Genomic DNA, 18,544 nt, shown 5'->3' with positions numbered 1-18,544 from the left:
CAGTGCGGAAGTTCAACGTTTTGTGGCACGCGGTGCAGGTGGCGCCAGAAGGCGCAGGTCGGCGGGCGTGTCGATATCCGCCGGGTCGGCGATGTCCGAGCAGTCCACCAGGATCGTGTGCGCGACGTGCTCGCGCAGATACGTCCGCGCCCCCCGGTCCTCGCCCGCGCTGCCCGCGACCCCCGCCCAGCGGGCCGCCCCGACCAGCACCGGGTGCGCGCGGCGCTCCCCGTACGCGGCCGACACCAGCGCCGACACCAGGTCGTCGCCGGCCCGGGCCGCCGCCACCACCCGCGCGACCGCCGCCGCGCCCACCCCCGGCTGGTCGACCAGCGCGATCACCACCGCCGCCGGGCGCACGGGCGCGGCGGCGAGCGAGGCCAGGCCCACCCGCAGCGACGAGCCCATGCCCTCGGGCCAGCTCGGATTGTCGACCAGCACGCAGTCCGGCAGGTCCGCGGTGGCCCGCACCTCCTCGGCCGCCGCGCCCAGCACCACGTACAGCGGGCCGCAGCCGCCGTCCCGCAGCGCGCCCACCGCGTGCTCCACCAGTGGGCGGCCCGCGTACGGCAGCAACGCCTTCGGCCGCCCGCCCAGCCGCCGTCCGCCACCCGCCGCCAGCAGCAGCCCGGCCACCTCGCCCTTTGTGTCCATGCATCCTGCATACCGCGTGACCGCCCGCAGCGGAACAGGCCGCAGCCGGGTCTGTGTGTTCCGGTATCGTCTGGCCAGGGGCCGGGAGGGGCGGTACGAGGGCGTGTCCGCGCAGGCCCTCCTCCCCGCGGGCGACGCGGGGAGCGTGCCCGCCGCCGCGTCGGCGGGCTTGTCCGCGCGAGCCCGAGGAACGGGGACTGATGGGCGCTCAGCACACCGGCGGTCTGGTCGGCCCCGGGCACGCCGGGCATCCAGGACCGCTCTACCAGCCGCTCACGCCCGACGACCCGGGGCTCGTCGCCGGGCACCGGATCGCCGCCAGGCTCGGCGTCGGCGCCCTCGGCCCGGTCTACCTCGCCTACGCGCCCGGCGGCCAGCCCGTCGCCCTGACCGCGGTGCGCCCGGAACTGGCCGCCCGCTCCGGCTTCGCCGCCGCCTTCGAACACGACGTGCAGGCCGTACGGCGGGTGCACGGCCCCTACACCGTGCCGGTGCTCGGCAGCGGCCACGACGGCTCCCGGTACTGGCTGGCCGCCGGATACGTCCCCGCGCTCACCCTGCACGCCGCCGTCAGCGACACCGGACGGCCGCTGCCGGTGCCGGTCGTGCTGCGGCTGGTGGCCGGGGTCGCCGAGGCGCTGCGCGCGGTCCACCACGCCGGCGTCGTCCACGCCGGGCTCGGCCCCGGTACGGTGCTGCTCGCCGCGGACGGCCCGCGCGTCACGGGTTACGGCGTCACCCGCGCCGCCGCCGACGCCCCCGGCATCCCGGCCTTCTCCTCGCCCGAGCAGGCCGCGGACAAGCCGCCCGTACCGGCCACCGACGTCTTCGCCCTCGGCCAGCTCGCCGCGTACGCGGCCATCGGTACGGCGCCCTTCGGCGCCCGCGCCGTCCAGGAGGAGCCCGACCTCTCCGAACTGCCCGGCGAGCTGCGGGAGATCGTCACCCGCTGCCTGATCAAGGACCCGGCCCTGCGGCCGTCCCCCTCCCAGGTCATCGCGATGTGCGCGCAGGCCACCCACCACCGCGCCCCCGTCCCCTGGCTCCCCACCCCCCTCCAAACCCTCCTCACCCTCCCCCCGCCCCTTCCTCCCCTCCCTCCGCCGGGCACCTGGCCGACGCCCATGCCTCCGGCGGCGGGCGGAACGACGAACGCGCCGGGCGCGCCACCGTCTTCGCCTCCGGCGGTGGCCGGGGCCGCGGGTCCGCCCGCACCGCTGCCGCCGGTGCCCCCGCCTCCGGTGCCGGGCGGGGTGGGCGTGCCCGTTGCCCCGGCTCCTTCGGCGCCGCCCGCGCCGGGTTCCGCTGCTCCGGCCCCGCCTGCGGCACCGGCCGGTCCGCCGGGTGTGCCTCCGGTCGTGGGCCGGCCGGGTGCGGCCGGTAGCGCGCCGTTGCCTCCGGCTGCGGTCGGTGCGACTCCGCCGGGTGGCGTGCGGTTGCCGCCGGCGCCGGGTGGGGCCGCGGGTCCGCCCGTATCACCGCCGCCGTTGCCTCCGGCTGCGGTCGGTGCGACTCCGCCGGGTGGCGTGCGGTTGCCGCCGGCGCCGGGTGGGGCCGCGGGTCCGCCCGTATCACCGCCGCCGTTGCCTCCGGCTGCGGTCGGTGCGACTCCGCCGGGCGGGGTGCGAGTGCCGCCGGGGCTGTCCGCGCCCGGGCCGGGTGGTGCGGCGTCGCCCGCGGCGGCCGGCGGCCCACCCGTCGCGCCCCCGGGGGCCGCTGGTCCGGCGTCGTCCGTCGCCGGGAAGCGGCGGGGGCTCGTGGGGGGATGGGTGGTCGCGGGGCTCGCCGTCGCGGTCGGGGCGGTGGCCTTCGGTGGGGGGTTCGACCGGGGGCACAGCGCCGCCGCGCCGCCGGAGCGGAGCGCGGCCACCGCCAGCGCGCCGGCGCAGAGCGAGAACGTCGGGCGGGAGTATCGCGGAGTCGGGCTCGCCGCGGGCAACGGCCTCGTGCTGGAGACCGACCCGCCGCAGACCCGGCCGGGGGCGGAGAACGGCACGTTCGGGTACGCCCCCGACGGCACCGCCTTCGTCTCCACCGCCGCCCGCGGCGCCCTCGTGCTGCTGGGGCCCGACGCGCCCGGCACCCTCGACGGCTGTCGCAGCGCGGACCATCTGGTGGCGTCGGTCAGCAGGACCCAGCTGTCCGCCGGGTCACGGCTGTGCGTCGTGGGGGTGGACGGCACCACCGCCCTGGTGACGTTCCGTCAGCTCTCGGACCCCGGTGGTCCCGCCGCTCACGTCACGCTCGACCTCACCGTGTGGCCCGGGAGGCAACTTTGACACATTTTTCGCCGAGCCAGTGGCGCGAATGAGCCCTGTCGCGTTTACTGTTCGACCCCGGACCCCAATGACTCGGAGGCGCCGGGGCCTGAGTGCGTGTGAGGCAGGGGCACATGGTGGTGGGGGAAGCGCGTGTGGTCGATGACGACCGCAGCGAATCGGTCGTACGGACGGTGACCGGCGGCGGCGCGGCGTTACGCGCCGCGGTGGCCCGCCTGGAACTCGAACTCGCGGCGTATCGCCGCGCTTTACCGGATCGGGCCGTCGCCGAGGAGGAGCTGGCCGAACTGGCCCGGCAGACCTCCGGCGCCCCGTCGCCGGAACAGCTGCGGCAGTCGCTGCTGCTGGTCGCCGCCGCGCTCGGCTCGGTCAGCGCGCTGGCGGCGCCGCTGGCCGCGCTGCGCGATGCTGTCGAGCAGGAGGTGAGCGGCTGCTCCCGGTCTATGCCACCGGCGCCGTGCTGGTGAGCGCCAGTGCCAACTCCCGTGCCACACCGTGCAGTACGGGCACGATCTTGTCGGTGGCCGCCTCGGTGACCCGCCCCGCGGGTCCCGAGATGGAGATCGCCGCCGCGGTCGGCGACCCCGGCACGGTCACCGCCAGGCACCGCACCCCGGTCTCCTGCTCGCCGTCGTCCACGGCGTAACCGGCCGCCCTGATGCGCTCCAGCTCGGCGAGGAAGGCGTCCGGCTCGGTGATGGTCCGCTCGGTGGCCGCCGGCATCCCGGTGCGGGCCAGCAGCGCCCGCACCTCGGCCGGCGGCACCTGGGCGAGCAGCGCCTTGCCGACCCCGGTGGAGTGCGGCAGCACCCGCCGCCCGACCTCGGTGAACATCCGCATCGAGTGCCGCGACGGCACCTGCGCCACATAGACGACCTCGTCGCCGTCCAGCAGGGCCATGTTCGCGGTCTCGCCGGTCGCCTCGACCAGTTCCGCCAGGTACGGCCGCGCCCAGGTGCCGAGCAGCCGGGACGCGGTCTCGCCGAGCCGGATGAGCCGCGGTCCGAGCGCGTACCGCCGGTTGGCCTGCTGGCGGACGTATCCGCTGGCCAGCAGGGTCCGCATCAGCCGGTGGATGGTCGGCAGCGGCAGCCCGCTGCTGGCCGACAGCTCGCTCAGCCCCACCTCGCCGCCCGCGTCGGCCATCCGCTCCAGCAGGTCGAAGGCCCGTTCGAGGGACTGGACGCCCCCGGCGCGGTCAGCAGACACGTGCGATCCCCTCTGATCCCTTGCTCGCGGAAGGTGACTTTCGCTGTGCGGAATACTACCGCTCTTGACGCCCGGGCGAAGGCTATCCACCATGTCCGTCAACAGAACGTTGAACCCGCTCCGCTCCCGACCAGGAGGTCACCCGTTGGACGCCGTGGACGAACTGGTGCTGCGCTCGACCCGGGTCGTCACCCCTGACGGCGAGCGCCCGGCCGCCGTCGCGGTCCGCGCCGGCACCATCACCGCGGTCCGCGCCCACGACGCGCCCGTCCCGTCCGGCGTCCGGGTCGTCGAGCTGGGCGACGACGCCCTGCTGCCGGGCCTGGTGGACAGCCACGTGCACATCAACGACCCCGGCCGCACCGAGTGGGAGGGCTTCGCGACCGCGACCGCCGCCGCGGCGGCCGGCGGCATCACCACCGTCATCGACATGCCGCTGAACAGCGTGCCGCCCACCACGACCACCGCCCACCTGGAGGTCAAGCGCGGCACCGCCCGCGGCCGGGTGCACACCGACGTCGGCTTCTGGGGCGGCGCGGTGCCCGGCAATCTCGCCGACCTGCGCCCGCTGCACGACGCGGGAGTCTTCGGCTTCAAATGCTTCCTGCTGCCCTCCGGCGTGGACGAATTCCCCCAGCTGGCGCCCGCCGAGGTCGAGGCCGCGCTCGCCGAACTGACCGGTTTCGGCGGCCTGTTGATCGTGCACGCCGAGGACCCCGGCACGATAGAGGGCGCCCCGCAGCAGCCCGGCCGCCGCTACGCCGACTTCCTCGCCTCCCGGCCGCCGGCCGCCGAGGACCGGGCGATCGAGGGCCTGATCGCGCTGGCGAAGCGGCTCGACGCACGCGTCCACATCCTGCACCTGTCGTCCGCGTCCGCACTTCCGCTGATCGCGGCGGCGAAAAAGGACGGCGTACGCCTCACCGTCGAGACCTGCCCGCACTTCCTGACCCTGACCGCTGAGGAAGTCCCGGACGGGGCCACGGAGTTCAAGTGCTGCCCGCCGATCAGGGAGGCCGCCAACCAGGACGCGCTGTGGCAGGCGCTGGCCGACGGCACCATCGACTGCGTCGTCTCCGACCACTCGCCCTCCACGATCGACCTCAAGGCGAAGGACACCGGGGACTTCGCCGCCGCCTGGGGCGGCATCTCGTCGCTGCAACTGGGCCTGCCCGCGGTGTGGACCGAGGCCCGCAGGCGCGGCCACACCCTCGCCGACGTGGCCCGCTGGATGTCCGCCGGACCCGCCGCGCTGGCCGGACTCGGCACCAAGGGCGCCATCGCCGAGGGCCGCGACGCCGACTTCGCGGTGCTCGACCCGGACGCGGTCTTCACCGTCGACCCGGCCCGCCTGCGGCACCGCAACCCGATCACCGCCTACGCCGGCCGCACCCTGCACGGCGTGGTCCGCGGCACCTGGCTGCGCGGCCGGCGCGTCGCGGCCGACGGCGCGGTGACCGAGCCGGGCACCGGCCGGCTGCTGACCGCCCGGCACTGGACCCGCCCGGCCCTGGACCCGCCGCCCGGCACCGGCAAGTGCCCCCGCACGTACGAGGGGTGACGCACCGGCGGACCGGTGGCGTCACCCCTCGTGACCGCCCGGGGGCGGGACCGCTCAGGCCGCGCGGCGCGCCTTGCGGCGGTGCGCCGCGATGATCTCGGCGTAACGCCGGCCGCTGCCCTTGATGGTGCGCTTCTGGCTGGCGTAGTCGACGTGGACAAGGCCGAAGCGCTTGTCGTAGCCGTACGCCCACTCGAAGTTGTCCAGCAGCGACCAGGCGTAGTAGCCGGCCAGCGGCACCCCGCGGCGGACCGCGCGGGCGCAGGCCGCCAGGTGCTCCTCCAGGTAGACGATCCGCTCGGGGTCGTCGACCTGGCCGTCGTCGCCGACGGTGTCGCGGTAGGCCGAGCCGTTCTCCGTGACGAAGATCCGCTGGGCGCCGTACTCCTCGGACAGCCGGACCAGCAGCTGCTCCAGGCCGTCCGCGTTGACCTCCCAGTCCATCGCCGTGCGCCGGACACCCGGCAGGTAGACCGACTTGGCGTGCGGGGCAGGCCCGGTCGGGTCGTCGGTGATGACGTTGCGGAAGTAGTAGTTCAGACCCAGCCAGTCCAGCGGAGCCGCGATCGACTCCAGGTCGCCGTCCTTGATCGGCAGGTCCACACCGTAGAGGTCGACCATGTCCTGCGGGTAGCCGCGGCCGTGGATCGGGTCCAGCCACCAGCGGTTGGTGTGGCCGTCGGCCCGGCGCGCGGCGGCGACATCGGCGTCGCGGTCGGTGGCCGGCTCGCACGGGCTGAGGTTGTTCACGATGCCGACCCGCACATCGGAGTGCGCGGCCCGCAGCGCCTGCACGGCCAGGCCGTGTCCGACGTGCAGGTGGTACGACGCGCGCACCGCGGCGCTCAGGTCCGTCCAGCCGGGGGCCATGGTGCCCTCCAGGTGGCCGATCCAGGCCGAGCACAGCGGCTCGTTGAGCGTCGCCCAGTCCTTGACCCGGTCGCCCAGCGCGTCGGCGACCACGGCCGCGTAGTCGCCGAAACGTTCCGCCGTCTCACGCTCGGGCCAGCCGCCACGGTCCTGCTGGGCCTGCGGGAGGTCCCAGTGGTAGAGGGTGGCGTTGGGCGTGATGCCCGCTTCGAGCAGCGAGTCGACCAGCCGGTCGTAGAAGGCCAGACCGGCCGCGTTGACCGCGCCGCCGCCCTGCGGTATGACCCGCGGCCAGGCGATGGAGAAGCGGTACGAGTCGAGGTCGAGGGCCTTCATCAGGTCCAGGTCCTCGGCCGTGCGGTGGTAGTGGTCGCAGGCGACGTCGCCGGTGTCGTCGCCATCGATCTTGCCGGGGGTGTGGGAGAAGGTGTCCCAGATGGACGGGGCCCGGCCGTCCTCGTCCACCGCGCCCTCGATCTGGTACGCGGCGGTGGCCGCTCCCCAGACGAAATCGGCGGGAAGAGCGCTGAGGTCGTTCACAAGCTGCCTTTCGGGAGGGGTTACTTGACGGCGCCGGCGGTGAGCCCGGCGACGAGGTAACGCTGCAGGAGCAGGAATCCGGCGACCACGGGCAGGCTCACAACGATCGAGGCCGCCATGACCTGGTTCCAGTACACGTCGTTCTGGGTGGCGTATTCGCGCAGACCGACCGCCAGGGTTCTGGTGGACTCGTTGGTCATGACCGAAGCGAACAGCACCTCGCCCCAGGCCGTCATGAACGCGTAGACGCTCACGGCGACGATGCCGGGGACCGCGGCCGGCACCACGACCCGGAACAGCGCGCCGAGCGGGCCGCAGCCGTCCACCTTCGCGGCCTCGTCAAGATCCCGCGGGATCGAGTCGAAGTAGCCCGCCAGCATCCAGATGGAGAAGGGCAGCGAGAAGGTGAGGTAGGTGATGATCAGCCCGAGCCGGCTGCCGTTCAGGACGATGCCCGTGCTGTTGCCGATGTTGACGAAGATCAGGTACAGCGGCAGCAGGAACAGGATGCCGGGGAACATCTGGGTGGACAGCACCGTCACGGTGAAGACCTTGCGGCCCATGAAGCGGTAGCGGCTCACCCCGTAGGCGGCGAAGATCGCCAGTGCCACGGAGAAGACCGTGGCGCTCACGCAGACGATCACCGAGTTCACGAAGTAGTGCGCGAGCGGGATCGTCTTCCAGATGTCGATGTACGGCTTGAAGGTCAGGCTGTGCGGGATCCACTGGAACGAGCCCTGCACGTCCTGAAGGCTCTTCAGGGACGAGCTGAGCATCACGTACACGGGAACGAGCACGAAGCCCAGCAGCAGCGTCAGGACGACCCGCCGGGTCCACAGGAAGGACTTCGGCTGCGCCATCGGGGACGGCTGGTCGGTGAACCTAGACATCGTTCTCGCTCCTTCCCCTGGAGGTGACCAGCAGGTACACGGCCGTCACCACGAGCAGGAAGAGCAGCAGCAGGACGGACATCGCCGAACCCGAGCCGAAGTTCCAGTTGATGAAGGAGGACTGGTAGATGTGGATGGAGATCAGGTCCGACTGGTGCGGCGGGTTCTGACCGAACATCACGTACGGGGTGTTGAAGTCGTTGAAGGTCCACAGGAACAGCACCAGGACGATCACCTGGTTCACCGGCCGCAGCGACGGCATGGTGATCTTCCTGATCTGCTGCCAGACGCCGGCGCCGTCCATCGCGGCGGCCTCGTACAGCTCGCGCGGGATGTTCTGCAGACCGGCCATCAGCGCCAGGAAGGCGAACGGCCAGGACTTCCAGACCGACACCACGACCATGGCCCAGAAGCTGTTGTCGCCGATCAGCCAGAACGACTTGTCCGACGTCACGTGCAACTGGTCGTGCAGGACGTGGTTCACCAGGCCGGTGTCCTGCTGGAACATGAACGTCCAGGTGATCAGCGCCGCGTACGCGGGGAGCGCGTACGGCACCAGGAACAGCGTGCGGATCAGGCCGCGGCCGCGGAACTTGTCCTGCAGCAGGATCGCCGCGGCGGTCCCGAGCAGCCAGGAGATGCTCACGGACAGCAGGGTGTACGACAGCGTCACCCAGAACGAGTGCAGCAGCGCCTGGCCGATGGGCTGGTGGATCTTTACCGCGGTTTTGTAGTTGTCGAAGCCCGCCCAGGGGGCGCTGTTCCAGTGGTGGATGTAGAACAGCGTCAGGTTCTTGAAGCTGATCAGGATGCCGAAGAACATCGGCGCGATGTGGATCAGCAGTTCGACGAGGACGGCGGGCAGCAGGAGTAGGTACGGCAGTCCGCCTTGGCGGAGCCGTTCGACGACACGCGGCCGGAGCCGGCGCCCGGCAGCGGTCTTGCCGCTGCCGGGGCCGGCTTCGGGTGCGCGCCTCGGGGGGGCGGTGGCAGTCATGGAGGAGAGCCGATCCTTACGAGGCGGGCATCTGCTGCTGCGCCTTGGTCAGCGCGGCCTTGACGGTGTCGTCCGTGATGGCCTTGCCGGCGGCGGCCTCGGCGAACAGGTCCTTGACGGCGGGACCGACCAGGTTCTCGAACTGGCTCTCGTTGGCGACCTGCGGCAGCGGGGCGGCGGACTTCTGCAGCACGCCGGCCAGCACCTTCAGGTCCGGGGTCTGGAAGGCCGGGTCGCTCTGCGCCTCGGTGACCGGCGGCAGCGAGCCGTACTTGCCGTTGAGGATCTTCTGCTCGTCCGTGCTGGTCAGGAACTTCACGAACGCCTCGGCGGCGGCCTTGTGCTTGGTGCTGTTGAAGACGGCCACGTTGATACCGGCGACCATCGACGTCACACCGGCGTCACCGGTGGCACCCGCGGTCTGCGTCGGAACCGGCACCACGCCGTACTGGTCGGGCGTCATGCCGTGCGCCTTGATCGAGGTCGCGGCCGACTGCCACATCATCATCGCGGCCTTGCCGGAGGCGAAGTCGGTGATGGTCTGGTTCTGGACGTACTCGGCGTTGCCCTTGGCCGCGATCTTGTCCTTGGCGATGAAGTCCACGTACTGCTTGACCGCGGCGACCTGCTGCGGGCCGGTGAAGGTCGGCGCGCCCTTGTCGTCGAACCAGCTGGCGCCGCGCTGCTTGGCGAGCGTGAAGACGTGGTGGATGTTCTCGGCGCCGTTGGCACCCTCGACCGCGAGGCCGTAGTGGCCGTCCTTGGTGAGCTTCTGGCCGTCGGCGACCAGCTCGTCCCAGGTGGTCGGCGGGTTGGCGATACCCGCGTCGGCGAACATCTTCTTGTTGTAGTACAGGCCGTACGCCATCGAGTACAGCGGCACCGCGGCCGGGTCCTTGCCGGCCGCACCGGCGGAGGCGATCGCGGCGGGGGCGAAGCGGTCCTTGCCGCCGATGGTGGAGAACGCGGTGGAGTCCCACGGCAGCAGGGCGCCGGTGGCCTGGAGGGAGGCGGACCAGGTGTTGCCGATGTTCAGCACGTCGGGGCCCTGGCCGGAGGTGGTGGCCGCCAGGATGCGGTTGAGAAGGTCCGCCCAGCCGATGACCTCGAGCTTGACCTTGATGCCGGTGGAGGCGGTGAACTTGTCCAGCTCGGGGGTGAGCACCTGCTTGTCGTTGTCCAGGCTGGTGCCCTGGTTGCTCGCCCAGTAGGTGATCGTCTGGCCCTTGAGGCTGCCGGGGTCGGCGGCCTTTCCGCTGCCGCCGGAGCTGCCGCTGCTGTCATCGTCGCCGCCGCCACACGCGGCGAGGGTCAGACCGAGCGCGGCCACGAGGGCGGTGGCCGCGAGGAGTCTGCTGGAGGTGCTGGAAGAGCGCATGACGGTTCCCTCTCAGGGGTGGGATCGCTTCAGGAAGTGAACGGCGCCTGTGTCTTAATTCAGGGCGTGATTTAACTTGTGAGAAAAGGTGGCGTCAAGACCTTGTGCAGCGATAGATTCACGCCGGACCCCCCGGGAGGGACACAAGATGGCTGAGCGAGGCAAGCGCACCGTTCGTGACCTGCGGCGCGGCAACCGTGCATCGCTTCTGCGTCATTTGTATTTCGAAGGTCCCCTGAGCCGCCAGGAGCTGGGCCGGGACACGGGTCTGAGCGCCGGGTCGATCAGTAACGTCGTTGGAGAGTTGATCGCGGACGGCATGGTCGAGGAGGCCGGCGCCGTCGAGTCCGACGGAGGGCGCCCCCGGATCCTGCTCCAGGTCGCCCCCGGCTACGGCTACGTGGTCGGCGTGGACGTCGGCGAGACCCGGGTCAGGGTCGAGCTGTTCGACCTCGCGCTGACCGAACGGGCCGCCGCTGACCTGCCGTTGTCCGACAGCGGCCATGACGTCGACCACGTCGTACGCCTCGCGCTCGACGGCATCGAGACGGTCGTCGGCGAGGCCGGCATCGACGACAGCGAGGTGCTCGGCGTCGGCATCGGTGTGCCCGGCATCGTCGCCCAGACCGAGCCGGGCGCCGTCCCCGGCGACGGCTCCGGCATCGTCGTGCACGGCCAGACCATCGGCTGGGACGCCGTACCGCTCGGCCGGCTGCTGCGGGCCGGCACCGCGCTCCCGCTCTACATCGACAACGGCGCCAAGACCCTGGGCCAGGCCGAGATGTGGTTCGGCGCGGGACGCGGCTCGGACAACGTGGTGATCGCGCTGATCGGCTCCGGCGTCGGCGCCTGCGTCGTCACCAACGGCAAGCCCTACCACGGCGCCAGCAGCAGCGCCGGGGAGTGGGGCCACACCACCCTGCGGGTCGGCGGCCGTACCTGCCGCTGCGGCTCGCGCGGCTGCCTGGAGGCCTACGTCGGAGCCGAGGCGCTGCTCGGCCGCTGGCCCGGCGCGCCCGCGGGGGTCAGCGAGGAGACCGGTCTCGCCAAGCTGATCGCCGCCGCCGACCACGACCCGGAGGCCGACGCGCTGCTCGCCGAGGCCGCCGAATACCTCGGCGCCGGCATCGCCGACCTGATCAACCTCTTCAACCCGCACCGGATCGTGATCGGCGGCTGGGCCGGGCTGATGCTCGGCCCCCGGGTGCTGCCCATGGTCCGCGAGGTCGCCGCCGCCTACGCCCTGCACCACCCCTGCGCCCAGACCTCCATCGAGCTGGGCCGGCTCGGCGCCGACGCGGTCACCGTCGGCGCGGCCACCCTGCCGCTGGCCCGCTTCCTCGACACCGGCGGCGAGCGCCCGTTCAGCCTGCCCGCCCAGGCCGACCCGGAACGGGGCGGCGAGTCCGGAACGGTACGGAACCGGATCGCCAGGGCGGTACGTTGACCGGACGGCGCGACCGGCGCCGGTATCACCCCATTCGGTACCGCACGTCCCAAGGAGTTCCGCTGTGACCCTGCGGCAGGAGATCGTCGGCAATGCCATGCAGATGGCCGTCTGCACCCTGAACCCCGGCCAGACCGTCTACTGCGAGGCCGGGAAGTTCCTGTTCAAGACGGCCAACGTGTCGATGGAGACCCGCCTCGGCGGTCCCGGCGCCCGGAACGCGGGCGGCGGCCAGCCGGGCGGCGGGGGCGGCGGCATGGGCGGCATGCTGCGCCAGGCCATGGGCACCGCCATGCAGGTCGGCCAGCGGGCGCTGGCGGGGGAGTCGCTGGCGTTCCAGTACTTCACCGCGTCCGGCGGCGAGGGCACGGTCGGCTTCGCCGGGGTGCTGCCCGGCGAGATGCGGGCGCTCGAACTGTCGGGGTCGCGGGCCTGGTTCGCCGAGAAGGACGCCTTCGTCGCCGCCGAGGAGACCGTGCAGTTCGGCATCGCCTTCGCCGGCGGCCGGCAGGGCATGAGCGGCGGCGAGGGCTTCATCCTGGAGAAGTTCACCGGCCACGGCACCGTGATCATCGCCGGCGCCGGCAACTTCATCGACCTGAACCCCGCCGACTTCGGCGGTCGCATCGAGGTCGACACCGGCTGCATCGTCGCCTTCGAGGAGGGCGTCCAGTACGGCGTCCAGCGCGTCGGCGGCCTCAACCGGCAGGGCATCATGAACGCGGTCTTCGGCGGTGAGGGACTCTCGCTCGCCACCCTGGAGGGCAACGGCCGGGTGATCCTGCAGTCCATGACGATCGAAGGCCTGGCCAACGCGCTCAAGAAGGCGCAGGGCGGCGACAAGCAGGGCCCCACCGGTGGCCTGTTCTCCACGCACTCCGGGTGACCCGGGGCGGCTGCCCCTTCCCTCTCATGCTCCTCTCATGTCACGGTGCGGTGACAGCTCGCGATCGACCGGCAGCGGGCGGGTGCGCGGCGAGTAGCGTGCTGATCGCGGTCCCCACCCACCGCACCATCCGGGCAGCACCGTCAGGAAGGACCGCGATCCTCCGTGTACCGCTGGGAGACCACCAGGACCGCCCTCGCGCAGCGGGTCTTCGCCACGATCCGGAGCGAGAGCTACGACCAGGCCGCGGCGACCGCCGACACCCTGCTGTCGGCCGGGCTGACCACCCTGGAGATCTCGCTCACCACGCCCTTCGCGCTGGAAGCCGTCACCACCCTGGTCCGTGAGGTCGGCGACGACGCGGTGATCGGAGCCGGCACGGTCGTCGACGCGATCTCCGCGCGGATGGCCATCGACGCGGGCGCGCGCTTCCTGCTGGCACCGAACCTGGACGAGGAGGTGCTGCGCACCGGCCACCGGTACGGGGTGCCCGTCTTCCCCGGGGTCGCCACCCCGACCGAGGCGGTCCGCGCGATGGAGCTGGGCGCGGACGCGCTGACGCTCTACCCCGCCTCGTCCCTGACGCCGCGCTGGGTCTCCGACCTGCGCGCGATACTGCCGCAGGCGGCGATCATCCCGATCGGCGGCATCACGGTGGCCGCGGCGCCCGAGTGGGTCGCCGCCGGCGCGGTGGCCGTCGGCATGGGCTCCGCCCTGACCGAGGGCGACCGCACCACGGTCACCAAACGCCTGACCGACCTCCTCGACCGCCTCCTGGACCCGACCTAGCCAACTCGCCGGGGGACGGGGTCCGGAACGCGCCGCAGGGGCAGAAGAGGGAGCCTGGGGGACGACATGGCCCACGTAGAGGATCTGACCGCCGAGGCATTCGGCCAGGACCCGTACCCGACCTACGCCCGCCTGCGGGCCGAGGGGCCGGTCCACCGGGTCAGGACCGCCGACGGCGAGACCTGGCTCGTGGTGGGCCACGACACCGCCCGCGCGGCCCTCGCCGACCCCCGGCTGGCCAAGGACTTCCGCAGCCTCGCCCCGGGGATGGACTACTCCCCGGTGACCTCGAACATGCTGGAGGCCGACCCGCCCCGGCACACCCGGCTGCGCGGGCTGGTGGCACGGGAGTTCACCTCCCGCCGGGTCGCGGCGCTGCGCCCCCGGGTCCAGCGGATCACCGACGACCTGCTGGACGCGGCGCTCGGCCACGACACCGTCGACCTCGTGGAAGCGCTGGCCCTCCCGCTGCCCATGACGGTGATCTGCGAACTGCTCGGCGTTCCCGACCTGGACCGCGACGCCTTCCGCCGCTGGTCGAACGACATCATCAGCGGCACCGCGGCGGCGGGGGAGGTCGCGCTCGGGGCGATGTCGGAGTATCTGACCGAGCTGATCGAGGACAAGCGCTGCGGCGGCCCGCGCGACGACCTGCTGAGCGCGCTGATCAGGACCCGCTACGAGGACGGCGACCAGCTCTCGCCCGACGAACTGGTCGGCATGGCCTTCCTGCTGCTGGCCGCCGGCCACGAGACCACCGTCAACCTGATCGCCAGCGGCGTCCTGGCCCTGCTCCGCCACCCCGGCCAGCTCGCCGCGCTCCGCGCGGACCCGGCGCTGATCGACGGCGCCGTCGAGGAGATGCTGCGCTACGACGGCCCGGCCGAGACCACGACCTGGCGCTTCGCCAAGGAGCCGATCACCCTCGCGGGCACCGCGATCCGGCGCGGCGAGTCCGTACTGGTCGCGCTGGCGGCGGCCGACCGCGACCCGGAGCGCTTCGCCGAGCCGGACACCTTCGACATCCGCCGCCCCGGGCAGGGGCACATCGCCTTCGGACACGGCATCCACTACTGCCTCGGCGCGCCGCTCGCCCGGCTGGAGGCCAGGGTCGCGATCCCCGCCCTGCTCGACCGGGCACCCGGCCTGGCCCTGGTGCCCGGTCCGATCAGCTGGCGGCCCAGCGTGGTGCTGCGCGGCCCCGCCCGGCTGATGGTCAGCTTCAGTAAGCGGCCGTGAAGCGCCGTCCCCGGTGCCTGGGCCGCTCGGCCTCGTCCAGCAGCACCACGGCCATGTCCTCGTACGACAGCGCGGACACGCCGTCCGCGTCGGCGACCAGCGCGTCGCCGCCCAGCCGGTGGCGCCCGGTGCGCTCGCCGGGGGAGAGCGCCGCGGCGGGGCTGAAGTAGGTCCAGTCCACGCCGGTGGCCGCGCGGCAGCGGGCCAGCTGCCCGGCGCAGGCGTCGGCGATCGGCCGCCAGCCCGCCGGGAAGTCGGGCGCGTCGGCGACCGTACCGCCGTCCGGCAGGGTGAGCGTGGCGGCCCCGCCGACGACCAGCAGCCGTCCGCCGGTGGCCGCCAGCGCGGCGAGCATCACCTCGGCGACGGTGACGAGTTCGGCCTCCCGGCCGTGCGCGGGGCGGGTCGCGGTGATGACCACGTCCCGGTCGGCCACCAGGCCGAGGACCGAGTCGTAGGACAGCGCGTCCCCGACCAGGCCGCGCGCGCCCGCGGGCAGTTCTGCGGTACGGGCGGCGGACCGCACGACGCCGTCGACCTGGTGCCCGCGGGCCAGCCCCTCGGCGACGATCCGGCGGCCGGCGTCACCGGCGGCTCCGAAGACGGTGATGCGCATGGTGCGGCTCCTCAAGTGCGGTATCGGGTAGGGGTCCGGTACGGGACCACGTCCGGTACCGGGTACGGATTCAGGTCAGGGATCGGGTGCGGGACGACGTGCCCGATCGGGTACAGCCTCAGGTACGCAATCAGGTGCGGGCGGGCTGCGGAAGGGCGGGCAGGGGCCGCAGTTGGGCGGCGACGAGCGAGCCGAGGATGAGCGCGCCGCCCAGCGCCTGGACCGCCGTCAACTGCTGGCCGAGCGCCAGCCAGCCGACCACGGTGGCGACGACCGGGCTGAGCAGCCCGAGGAAAGTGACGTCGGTCGGCGGCAGTTCGCGTATCCCGCGGAACCACAGCGCGTACGCCACCGCCGCGCCGATCAGCGTGAGGTAACCGTAGCCGAGCAGATTCCCCGCGGTCAGCGAGGACGGCGGCGGGCCCTCGGCGAGCAGCGCCACCGGCAGCAGGACGAGCCCGCCGGCGACCAGTTGCCACCCGGTGGTGGCCAGCAGCGGCGCGGGCGCGGGCCAGCGCTTGCTCAGGACGACGCCGGTCGCCATCACCACCGCGCTGCCGAGCGCGGCCAGGACGCCGAGGGCGTCGAGCCGCGCGCCCGACTGGAGCACCAGCAGGCTCACCCCCGCGACCCCGGTCAGGCCGGTGAGCACCGTCCGCACGGTGAGGCGGTCGCCGAGCAGCCCGGCGGAGAACACCGCGACCAGCAGCGGCTGGAGCGCGCCGATCGTGGCGGCGACGCCGCCGGGCAGCCGGTAGGCGGCGATGAAAAGCAGCGCGAAGAAGGCGCCGATGTTCAGGGTGCCGAGCAGCAGCGAGCGCCACCACCACACTCCGTGCGGGAGCCGGCGGGTGCCCGCCATCAGCAGCAGGCCCGCGGGAAGCGCCCGCAGGACGCCGGCCAGCAGGGGGCGGTCGGGCGGCAGGTACTGGGTCGTGACGTAGTACGTGGTCCCCCAGACGCTGGGGGCCAGGGCGGTCAGCAGGATGACGCCTGTTCGATTCCTTAGCACTAAGAGAAAGTATCTCAGCGCTAAGGGATTGGCTAGTCTGCGGTCATGGAACCGACCAACGACGCGGATCACGTGGACCTGGTGCTCGACCAGTGGGCCAGGCGGCGGCCCGATCTGGACGTCTCGCCGATGGCCGTGATCGGCCGGCTCAAGCGGCTCGCCCGCCTGCTCGACGCGGAATTGCGCAAGGTCTTCGCGGAGTACGGGCTCGACGCGGCGTCCTTCGACGTCCTCGCCACCTTGCGGCGCAGCGACCCGCCGCACCGGCTGACCCCCGCGCAGCTCATGCGGACGTCGATGGTCACGTCGGGCGCGATCAGCCAGCGGCTGGACCGGCTTGAGGCCGGTGGCCTGGTCGGCCGGACCCGCAGCGAGGAGGACGCCCGGGTCGTGCACGTCGCCCTCACGCCGGCGGGCCTGGACCTGATCGAGCGGGCGCTGCCGGCGCATGTGGCCAACGAGCACCGGCTTCTCGAAGGACTCCCCGCTTCGAGCCGGGGCGAGCTCGCGTCGGCGCTGCGGGCGCTCCTGCTGTCTTTGGGGGACGGGACCGACCTGCGGCGCTGAGGGTGTCCCTTCCCGGGCCGTGACGCTGCGGGGTTGCCGCTTGTGGACTGTCGCCTGCCGCGCCGTCGTGGCGGGGCGCGCGGTCCCCCGCCCCGTTTGCGGTGCGGGCTTGGCCGCGGCTGTGGGACGGCTTGGAGCGCAGTTCCGCGCGCCCCCCGTAGGTGCTCAGTGCGGCAGAGGAGGGGCGTGCGGGGACGTAAAATTCGGGGGGCGGGGGGAGTGTCCCCCTGGGCAGATGCTGGAGGCAGCCGTGATCGTCGCCGTACCCGGTTCGAAGTCCGTGACGGCACGCGCGCTGTTCCTGGCGGCGGCAGCGGAAGGGGAGAGCGTCCTGCGCAAACCCCTGCTCTCGGACGACACCGACGGCTTCGCGGAAGGCCTGGCCACCCTCGGCTACGACGTGCACCGTGCAGCGGACTCGTGGCGGATCACCGGCCGCCCCGAAGGCCCGTCGCGGCCCACCGCCGAGGTGAACTGCCGGGACGCCGGCACAGCCGCCCGCTTCCTCCCGGCCCTCGCGTCGGCCGGCCGCGCCGGCACCTTCCGCTTCGACGCCTCCGCGCAGATGCGCCGCCGCCCGGTGGCCCCCCTCACCGACGCCCTCCGCGCCCTCGGCGTGGACCTGACACACGAGGAGGCCGAGGGCCACCTCCCGCTGACCGTGCGGGCCGCCGGGATGAAGGGCGGCAAGGTCGAGCTGGACGCGAGCCTGTCCTCGCAGTTCCTGACCGCGCTGCTGATGACCGGCCCGCTGACGGCGGAGGGCCTGCGGATCCGGGTGACCGGCATCGTCTCGGTGCCGTACGTCGAGATCACCCTCGCGATGATGCGCGGCTTCGGCGTGGAAGTGACCCGCGAGGGCGACACCTTCGTCGTACCGCCCGGCGGCTACCGGGCGGCGGACTACGCGGTCGAGCCGGACGCCTCCGCCGCCAGCTACGTCTTCGCCGCCGCGGCTCTCGCGGGCAGGACCGCCACCGTCCCCGGCCTGGGACAGGGCGCGCTCCAGGGCGACCTCCAGTTCGTGGAGGTGCTGCGCTCGATGGGCGCCGACGTCGAGATCGGCCCGGACGCCACGACGGTGACCGGCACGGGCGGCCTGTCCGGCGTCACCGTCAACATGCGGGACATCTCCGACACGATGCCCACCCTCGCGGCGATCGCCCCGTTCGCGGACGGCCCGGTGCGGATCGAGGACGTGTACAACACCCGTATCAAGGAGTGCGACCGGCTGGACGCCTGCGCCGAGAACCTCCGCGCGCAGGGCATCGCGGTCGAGACCGGCCGGGACTGGATCGAGATCCAGCCGGGCACCCCGGCCCCGGTGGAGATCGCCTGCCGCGGCGACCACCGGATGGCGATGAGCTTCGCGGTGGCGGGGCTGCGGACGCCGGGCACGACCTTCGACGACCCGGAGTGCGTGAAGAAGACCTTCCCGGGCTTCCACGAGTTCTTCGCGGGCGTGCGGGCCGCCTGGGACGTCTGACCCGGCGCGGTCCGAAGGCCCGGCTACCCGAAGGCCCTGCGGCCCTGCGGCCCTCCGGCCGGCCCGGGCACGCCCGCTCGGCCCGAAGGCCCGGGCGCGGCGACGCGCCCGGGAAGCGCTCCTG

17 protein-coding genes are annotated in these 18,544 nt (G+C 73.0%); 9 read left to right on the top strand and 8 right to left on the bottom strand.

Annotated features, from left to right (window positions below; genetic code table 11):
- Nucleotides 1-12 precede the first annotated feature (12 nt).
- A complete protein-coding gene (locus OHA86_RS07825; protein ID WP_329173635.1) occupies nucleotides 13-654 on the bottom strand; it encodes a nucleotidyltransferase family protein in 642 nt (213 codons plus the stop codon).
- Between the two features lie 200 nt (nucleotides 655-854).
- On the opposite strand from OHA86_RS07825, the gene OHA86_RS07820 reads away from it, so the two are divergent.
- Entirely contained in the window at nucleotides 855-2,933 is a 2,079-nt protein-coding gene (locus OHA86_RS07820; RefSeq protein ID WP_329173634.1) for a serine/threonine-protein kinase, read from the top strand.
- Between the two features lie 134 nt (nucleotides 2,934-3,067).
- Nucleotides 3,068-3,400, top strand: coding sequence for a DUF5955 family protein (locus tag OHA86_RS07815; protein ID WP_329173632.1), 333 nt, complete (start codon nucleotides 3,068-3,070; stop codon nucleotides 3,398-3,400).
- On the opposite strand, the gene OHA86_RS07810 is transcribed toward OHA86_RS07815, so the two are convergent.
- A complete protein-coding gene (locus tag OHA86_RS07810) occupies nucleotides 3,375-4,142 on the bottom strand; it encodes an IclR family transcriptional regulator (protein WP_329173631.1) in 768 nt (255 codons plus the stop codon). The genes OHA86_RS07815 and OHA86_RS07810 overlap by 26 nt on opposite strands.
- Before the next feature lie 145 nt (nucleotides 4,143-4,287).
- On the opposite strand from OHA86_RS07810, the gene allB reads away from it, so the two are divergent.
- Complete coding sequence (gene allB, locus OHA86_RS07805) at nucleotides 4,288-5,703, top strand: allantoinase AllB (RefSeq protein ID WP_443071661.1); 1,416 nt, start codon at nucleotides 4,288-4,290, stop codon at nucleotides 5,701-5,703.
- 54 nt (nucleotides 5,704-5,757) lie between these two features.
- On the opposite strand, the gene OHA86_RS07800 is transcribed toward allB, so the two are convergent.
- From OHA86_RS07800 to OHA86_RS07785, 4 genes are read right to left on the bottom strand one after another with little or no spacing between them, the layout of a single operon-like run.
- A complete protein-coding gene (locus tag OHA86_RS07800) occupies nucleotides 5,758-7,113 on the bottom strand; it encodes a GH1 family beta-glucosidase (RefSeq protein WP_329173630.1) in 1,356 nt (451 codons plus the stop codon).
- Nucleotides 7,114-7,133: 20 nt separating this feature from the next.
- Nucleotides 7,134-8,003, bottom strand: a complete 870-nt coding sequence (locus tag OHA86_RS07795) for a carbohydrate ABC transporter permease (RefSeq protein WP_329173628.1) — start codon at nucleotides 8,001-8,003, stop codon at nucleotides 7,134-7,136.
- Complete coding sequence (locus OHA86_RS07790; RefSeq protein WP_329173626.1) at nucleotides 7,996-9,000, bottom strand: carbohydrate ABC transporter permease; 1,005 nt, start codon at nucleotides 8,998-9,000, stop codon at nucleotides 7,996-7,998. Before OHA86_RS07790 ends, OHA86_RS07795 begins: the two co-directional genes overlap by 8 nt.
- A 16-nt stretch (nucleotides 9,001-9,016) precedes the next feature.
- Complete coding sequence (locus tag OHA86_RS07785; RefSeq protein ID WP_329173624.1) at nucleotides 9,017-10,378, bottom strand: ABC transporter substrate-binding protein; 1,362 nt, start codon at nucleotides 10,376-10,378, stop codon at nucleotides 9,017-9,019.
- 148 nt (nucleotides 10,379-10,526) lie between these two features.
- Here OHA86_RS07785 and OHA86_RS07780 point away from each other — a divergent pair, with 148 nt between their 5' ends.
- The 4 genes from OHA86_RS07780 (at nucleotide 10,527) to OHA86_RS07765 (ending at nucleotide 14,739) form a co-directional block, all read left to right on the top strand.
- Nucleotides 10,527-11,825, top strand: a complete 1,299-nt coding sequence (locus OHA86_RS07780; RefSeq protein ID WP_329173623.1) for an ROK family transcriptional regulator — start codon at nucleotides 10,527-10,529, stop codon at nucleotides 11,823-11,825.
- Nucleotides 11,826-11,889: 64 nt separating this feature from the next.
- Entirely contained in the window at nucleotides 11,890-12,711 is an 822-nt protein-coding gene (locus OHA86_RS07775; protein ID WP_329173622.1) for an AIM24 family protein, read from the top strand.
- Between the two features lie 165 nt (nucleotides 12,712-12,876).
- The gene (locus OHA86_RS07770; protein ID WP_329173621.1) at nucleotides 12,877-13,500 is read left to right on the top strand and encodes a bifunctional 4-hydroxy-2-oxoglutarate aldolase/2-dehydro-3-deoxy-phosphogluconate aldolase; all 624 of its coding nucleotides are present in this window, start codon (nucleotides 12,877-12,879) and stop codon (nucleotides 13,498-13,500) included.
- A 66-nt stretch (nucleotides 13,501-13,566) separates the two neighbouring features.
- Nucleotides 13,567-14,739: a cytochrome P450 family protein gene (locus OHA86_RS07765; RefSeq protein WP_329173619.1), complete on the top strand. Its 1,173-nt coding sequence runs from the start codon at nucleotides 13,567-13,569 to the stop codon at nucleotides 14,737-14,739.
- On the opposite strand, the gene OHA86_RS07760 is transcribed toward OHA86_RS07765, so the two are convergent.
- The gene (locus OHA86_RS07760; protein ID WP_329173617.1) at nucleotides 14,723-15,355 is read right to left on the bottom strand and encodes an NAD(P)-dependent oxidoreductase; all 633 of its coding nucleotides are present in this window, start codon (nucleotides 15,353-15,355) and stop codon (nucleotides 14,723-14,725) included. The genes OHA86_RS07765 and OHA86_RS07760 overlap by 17 nt on opposite strands.
- Before the next feature lie 130 nt (nucleotides 15,356-15,485).
- Nucleotides 15,486-16,367 carry an EamA family transporter gene (locus tag OHA86_RS07755; protein ID WP_329173616.1) on the bottom strand — a complete coding sequence of 294 codons (882 nt, stop codon included), beginning with the start codon at nucleotides 16,365-16,367 and terminating at the stop codon, nucleotides 15,486-15,488.
- Between the two features lie 45 nt (nucleotides 16,368-16,412).
- Between OHA86_RS07755 and OHA86_RS07750 the strand changes: the two genes are divergently transcribed.
- Together OHA86_RS07750 and aroA are read left to right on the top strand one after the other, a co-directional pair.
- Nucleotides 16,413-16,934 (top strand): MarR family winged helix-turn-helix transcriptional regulator, encoded by a 522-nt coding sequence (locus OHA86_RS07750; protein WP_329173615.1) that lies wholly within the window; start codon nucleotides 16,413-16,415, stop codon nucleotides 16,932-16,934.
- Nucleotides 16,935-17,169: 235 nt separating this feature from the next.
- Nucleotides 17,170-18,420, top strand: coding sequence for a 3-phosphoshikimate 1-carboxyvinyltransferase (gene aroA, locus OHA86_RS07745; RefSeq protein ID WP_329173614.1), 1,251 nt, complete (start codon nucleotides 17,170-17,172; stop codon nucleotides 18,418-18,420).
- Nucleotides 18,421-18,544 lie beyond the last annotated feature (124 nt).

The sequence above is a fragment of the Streptomyces sp. NBC_01477 genome (assembly GCF_036227245.1).
GTDB lineage: Bacteria > Actinomycetota > Actinomycetes > Streptomycetales > Streptomycetaceae > Actinacidiphila.
This window is presented reverse-complemented; position numbering and strand designations above follow the sequence as displayed.

Coding starts and splice junctions, on each gene's coding strand:
- OHA86_RS07825 (WP_329173635.1), bottom strand. CDS start 654: ATGGACACAAAGGGCGAGGTGGCCGGGCTGCTGCTGGCGGCGGGTGGC.
- OHA86_RS07790 (WP_329173626.1), bottom strand. CDS start 9,000: ATGACTGCCACCGCCCCCCCGAGGCGCGCACCCGAAGCCGGCCCCGGC.
- OHA86_RS07820 (WP_329173634.1), top strand. CDS start 855: ATGGGCGCTCAGCACACCGGCGGTCTGGTCGGCCCCGGGCACGCCGGG.
- OHA86_RS07760 (WP_329173617.1), bottom strand. CDS start 15,355: ATGCGCATCACCGTCTTCGGAGCCGCCGGTGACGCCGGCCGCCGGATC.
- aroA (WP_329173614.1), top strand. CDS start 17,170: ATGCTGGAGGCAGCCGTGATCGTCGCCGTACCCGGTTCGAAGTCCGTG.
- OHA86_RS07795 (WP_329173628.1), bottom strand. CDS start 8,003: ATGTCTAGGTTCACCGACCAGCCGTCCCCGATGGCGCAGCCGAAGTCC.
- OHA86_RS07765 (WP_329173619.1), top strand. CDS start 13,567: ATGGCCCACGTAGAGGATCTGACCGCCGAGGCATTCGGCCAGGACCCG.
- OHA86_RS07780 (WP_329173623.1), top strand. CDS start 10,527: ATGGCTGAGCGAGGCAAGCGCACCGTTCGTGACCTGCGGCGCGGCAAC.
- OHA86_RS07750 (WP_329173615.1), top strand. CDS start 16,413: ATGGAACCGACCAACGACGCGGATCACGTGGACCTGGTGCTCGACCAG.
- OHA86_RS07785 (WP_329173624.1), bottom strand. CDS start 10,378: ATGCGCTCTTCCAGCACCTCCAGCAGACTCCTCGCGGCCACCGCCCTC.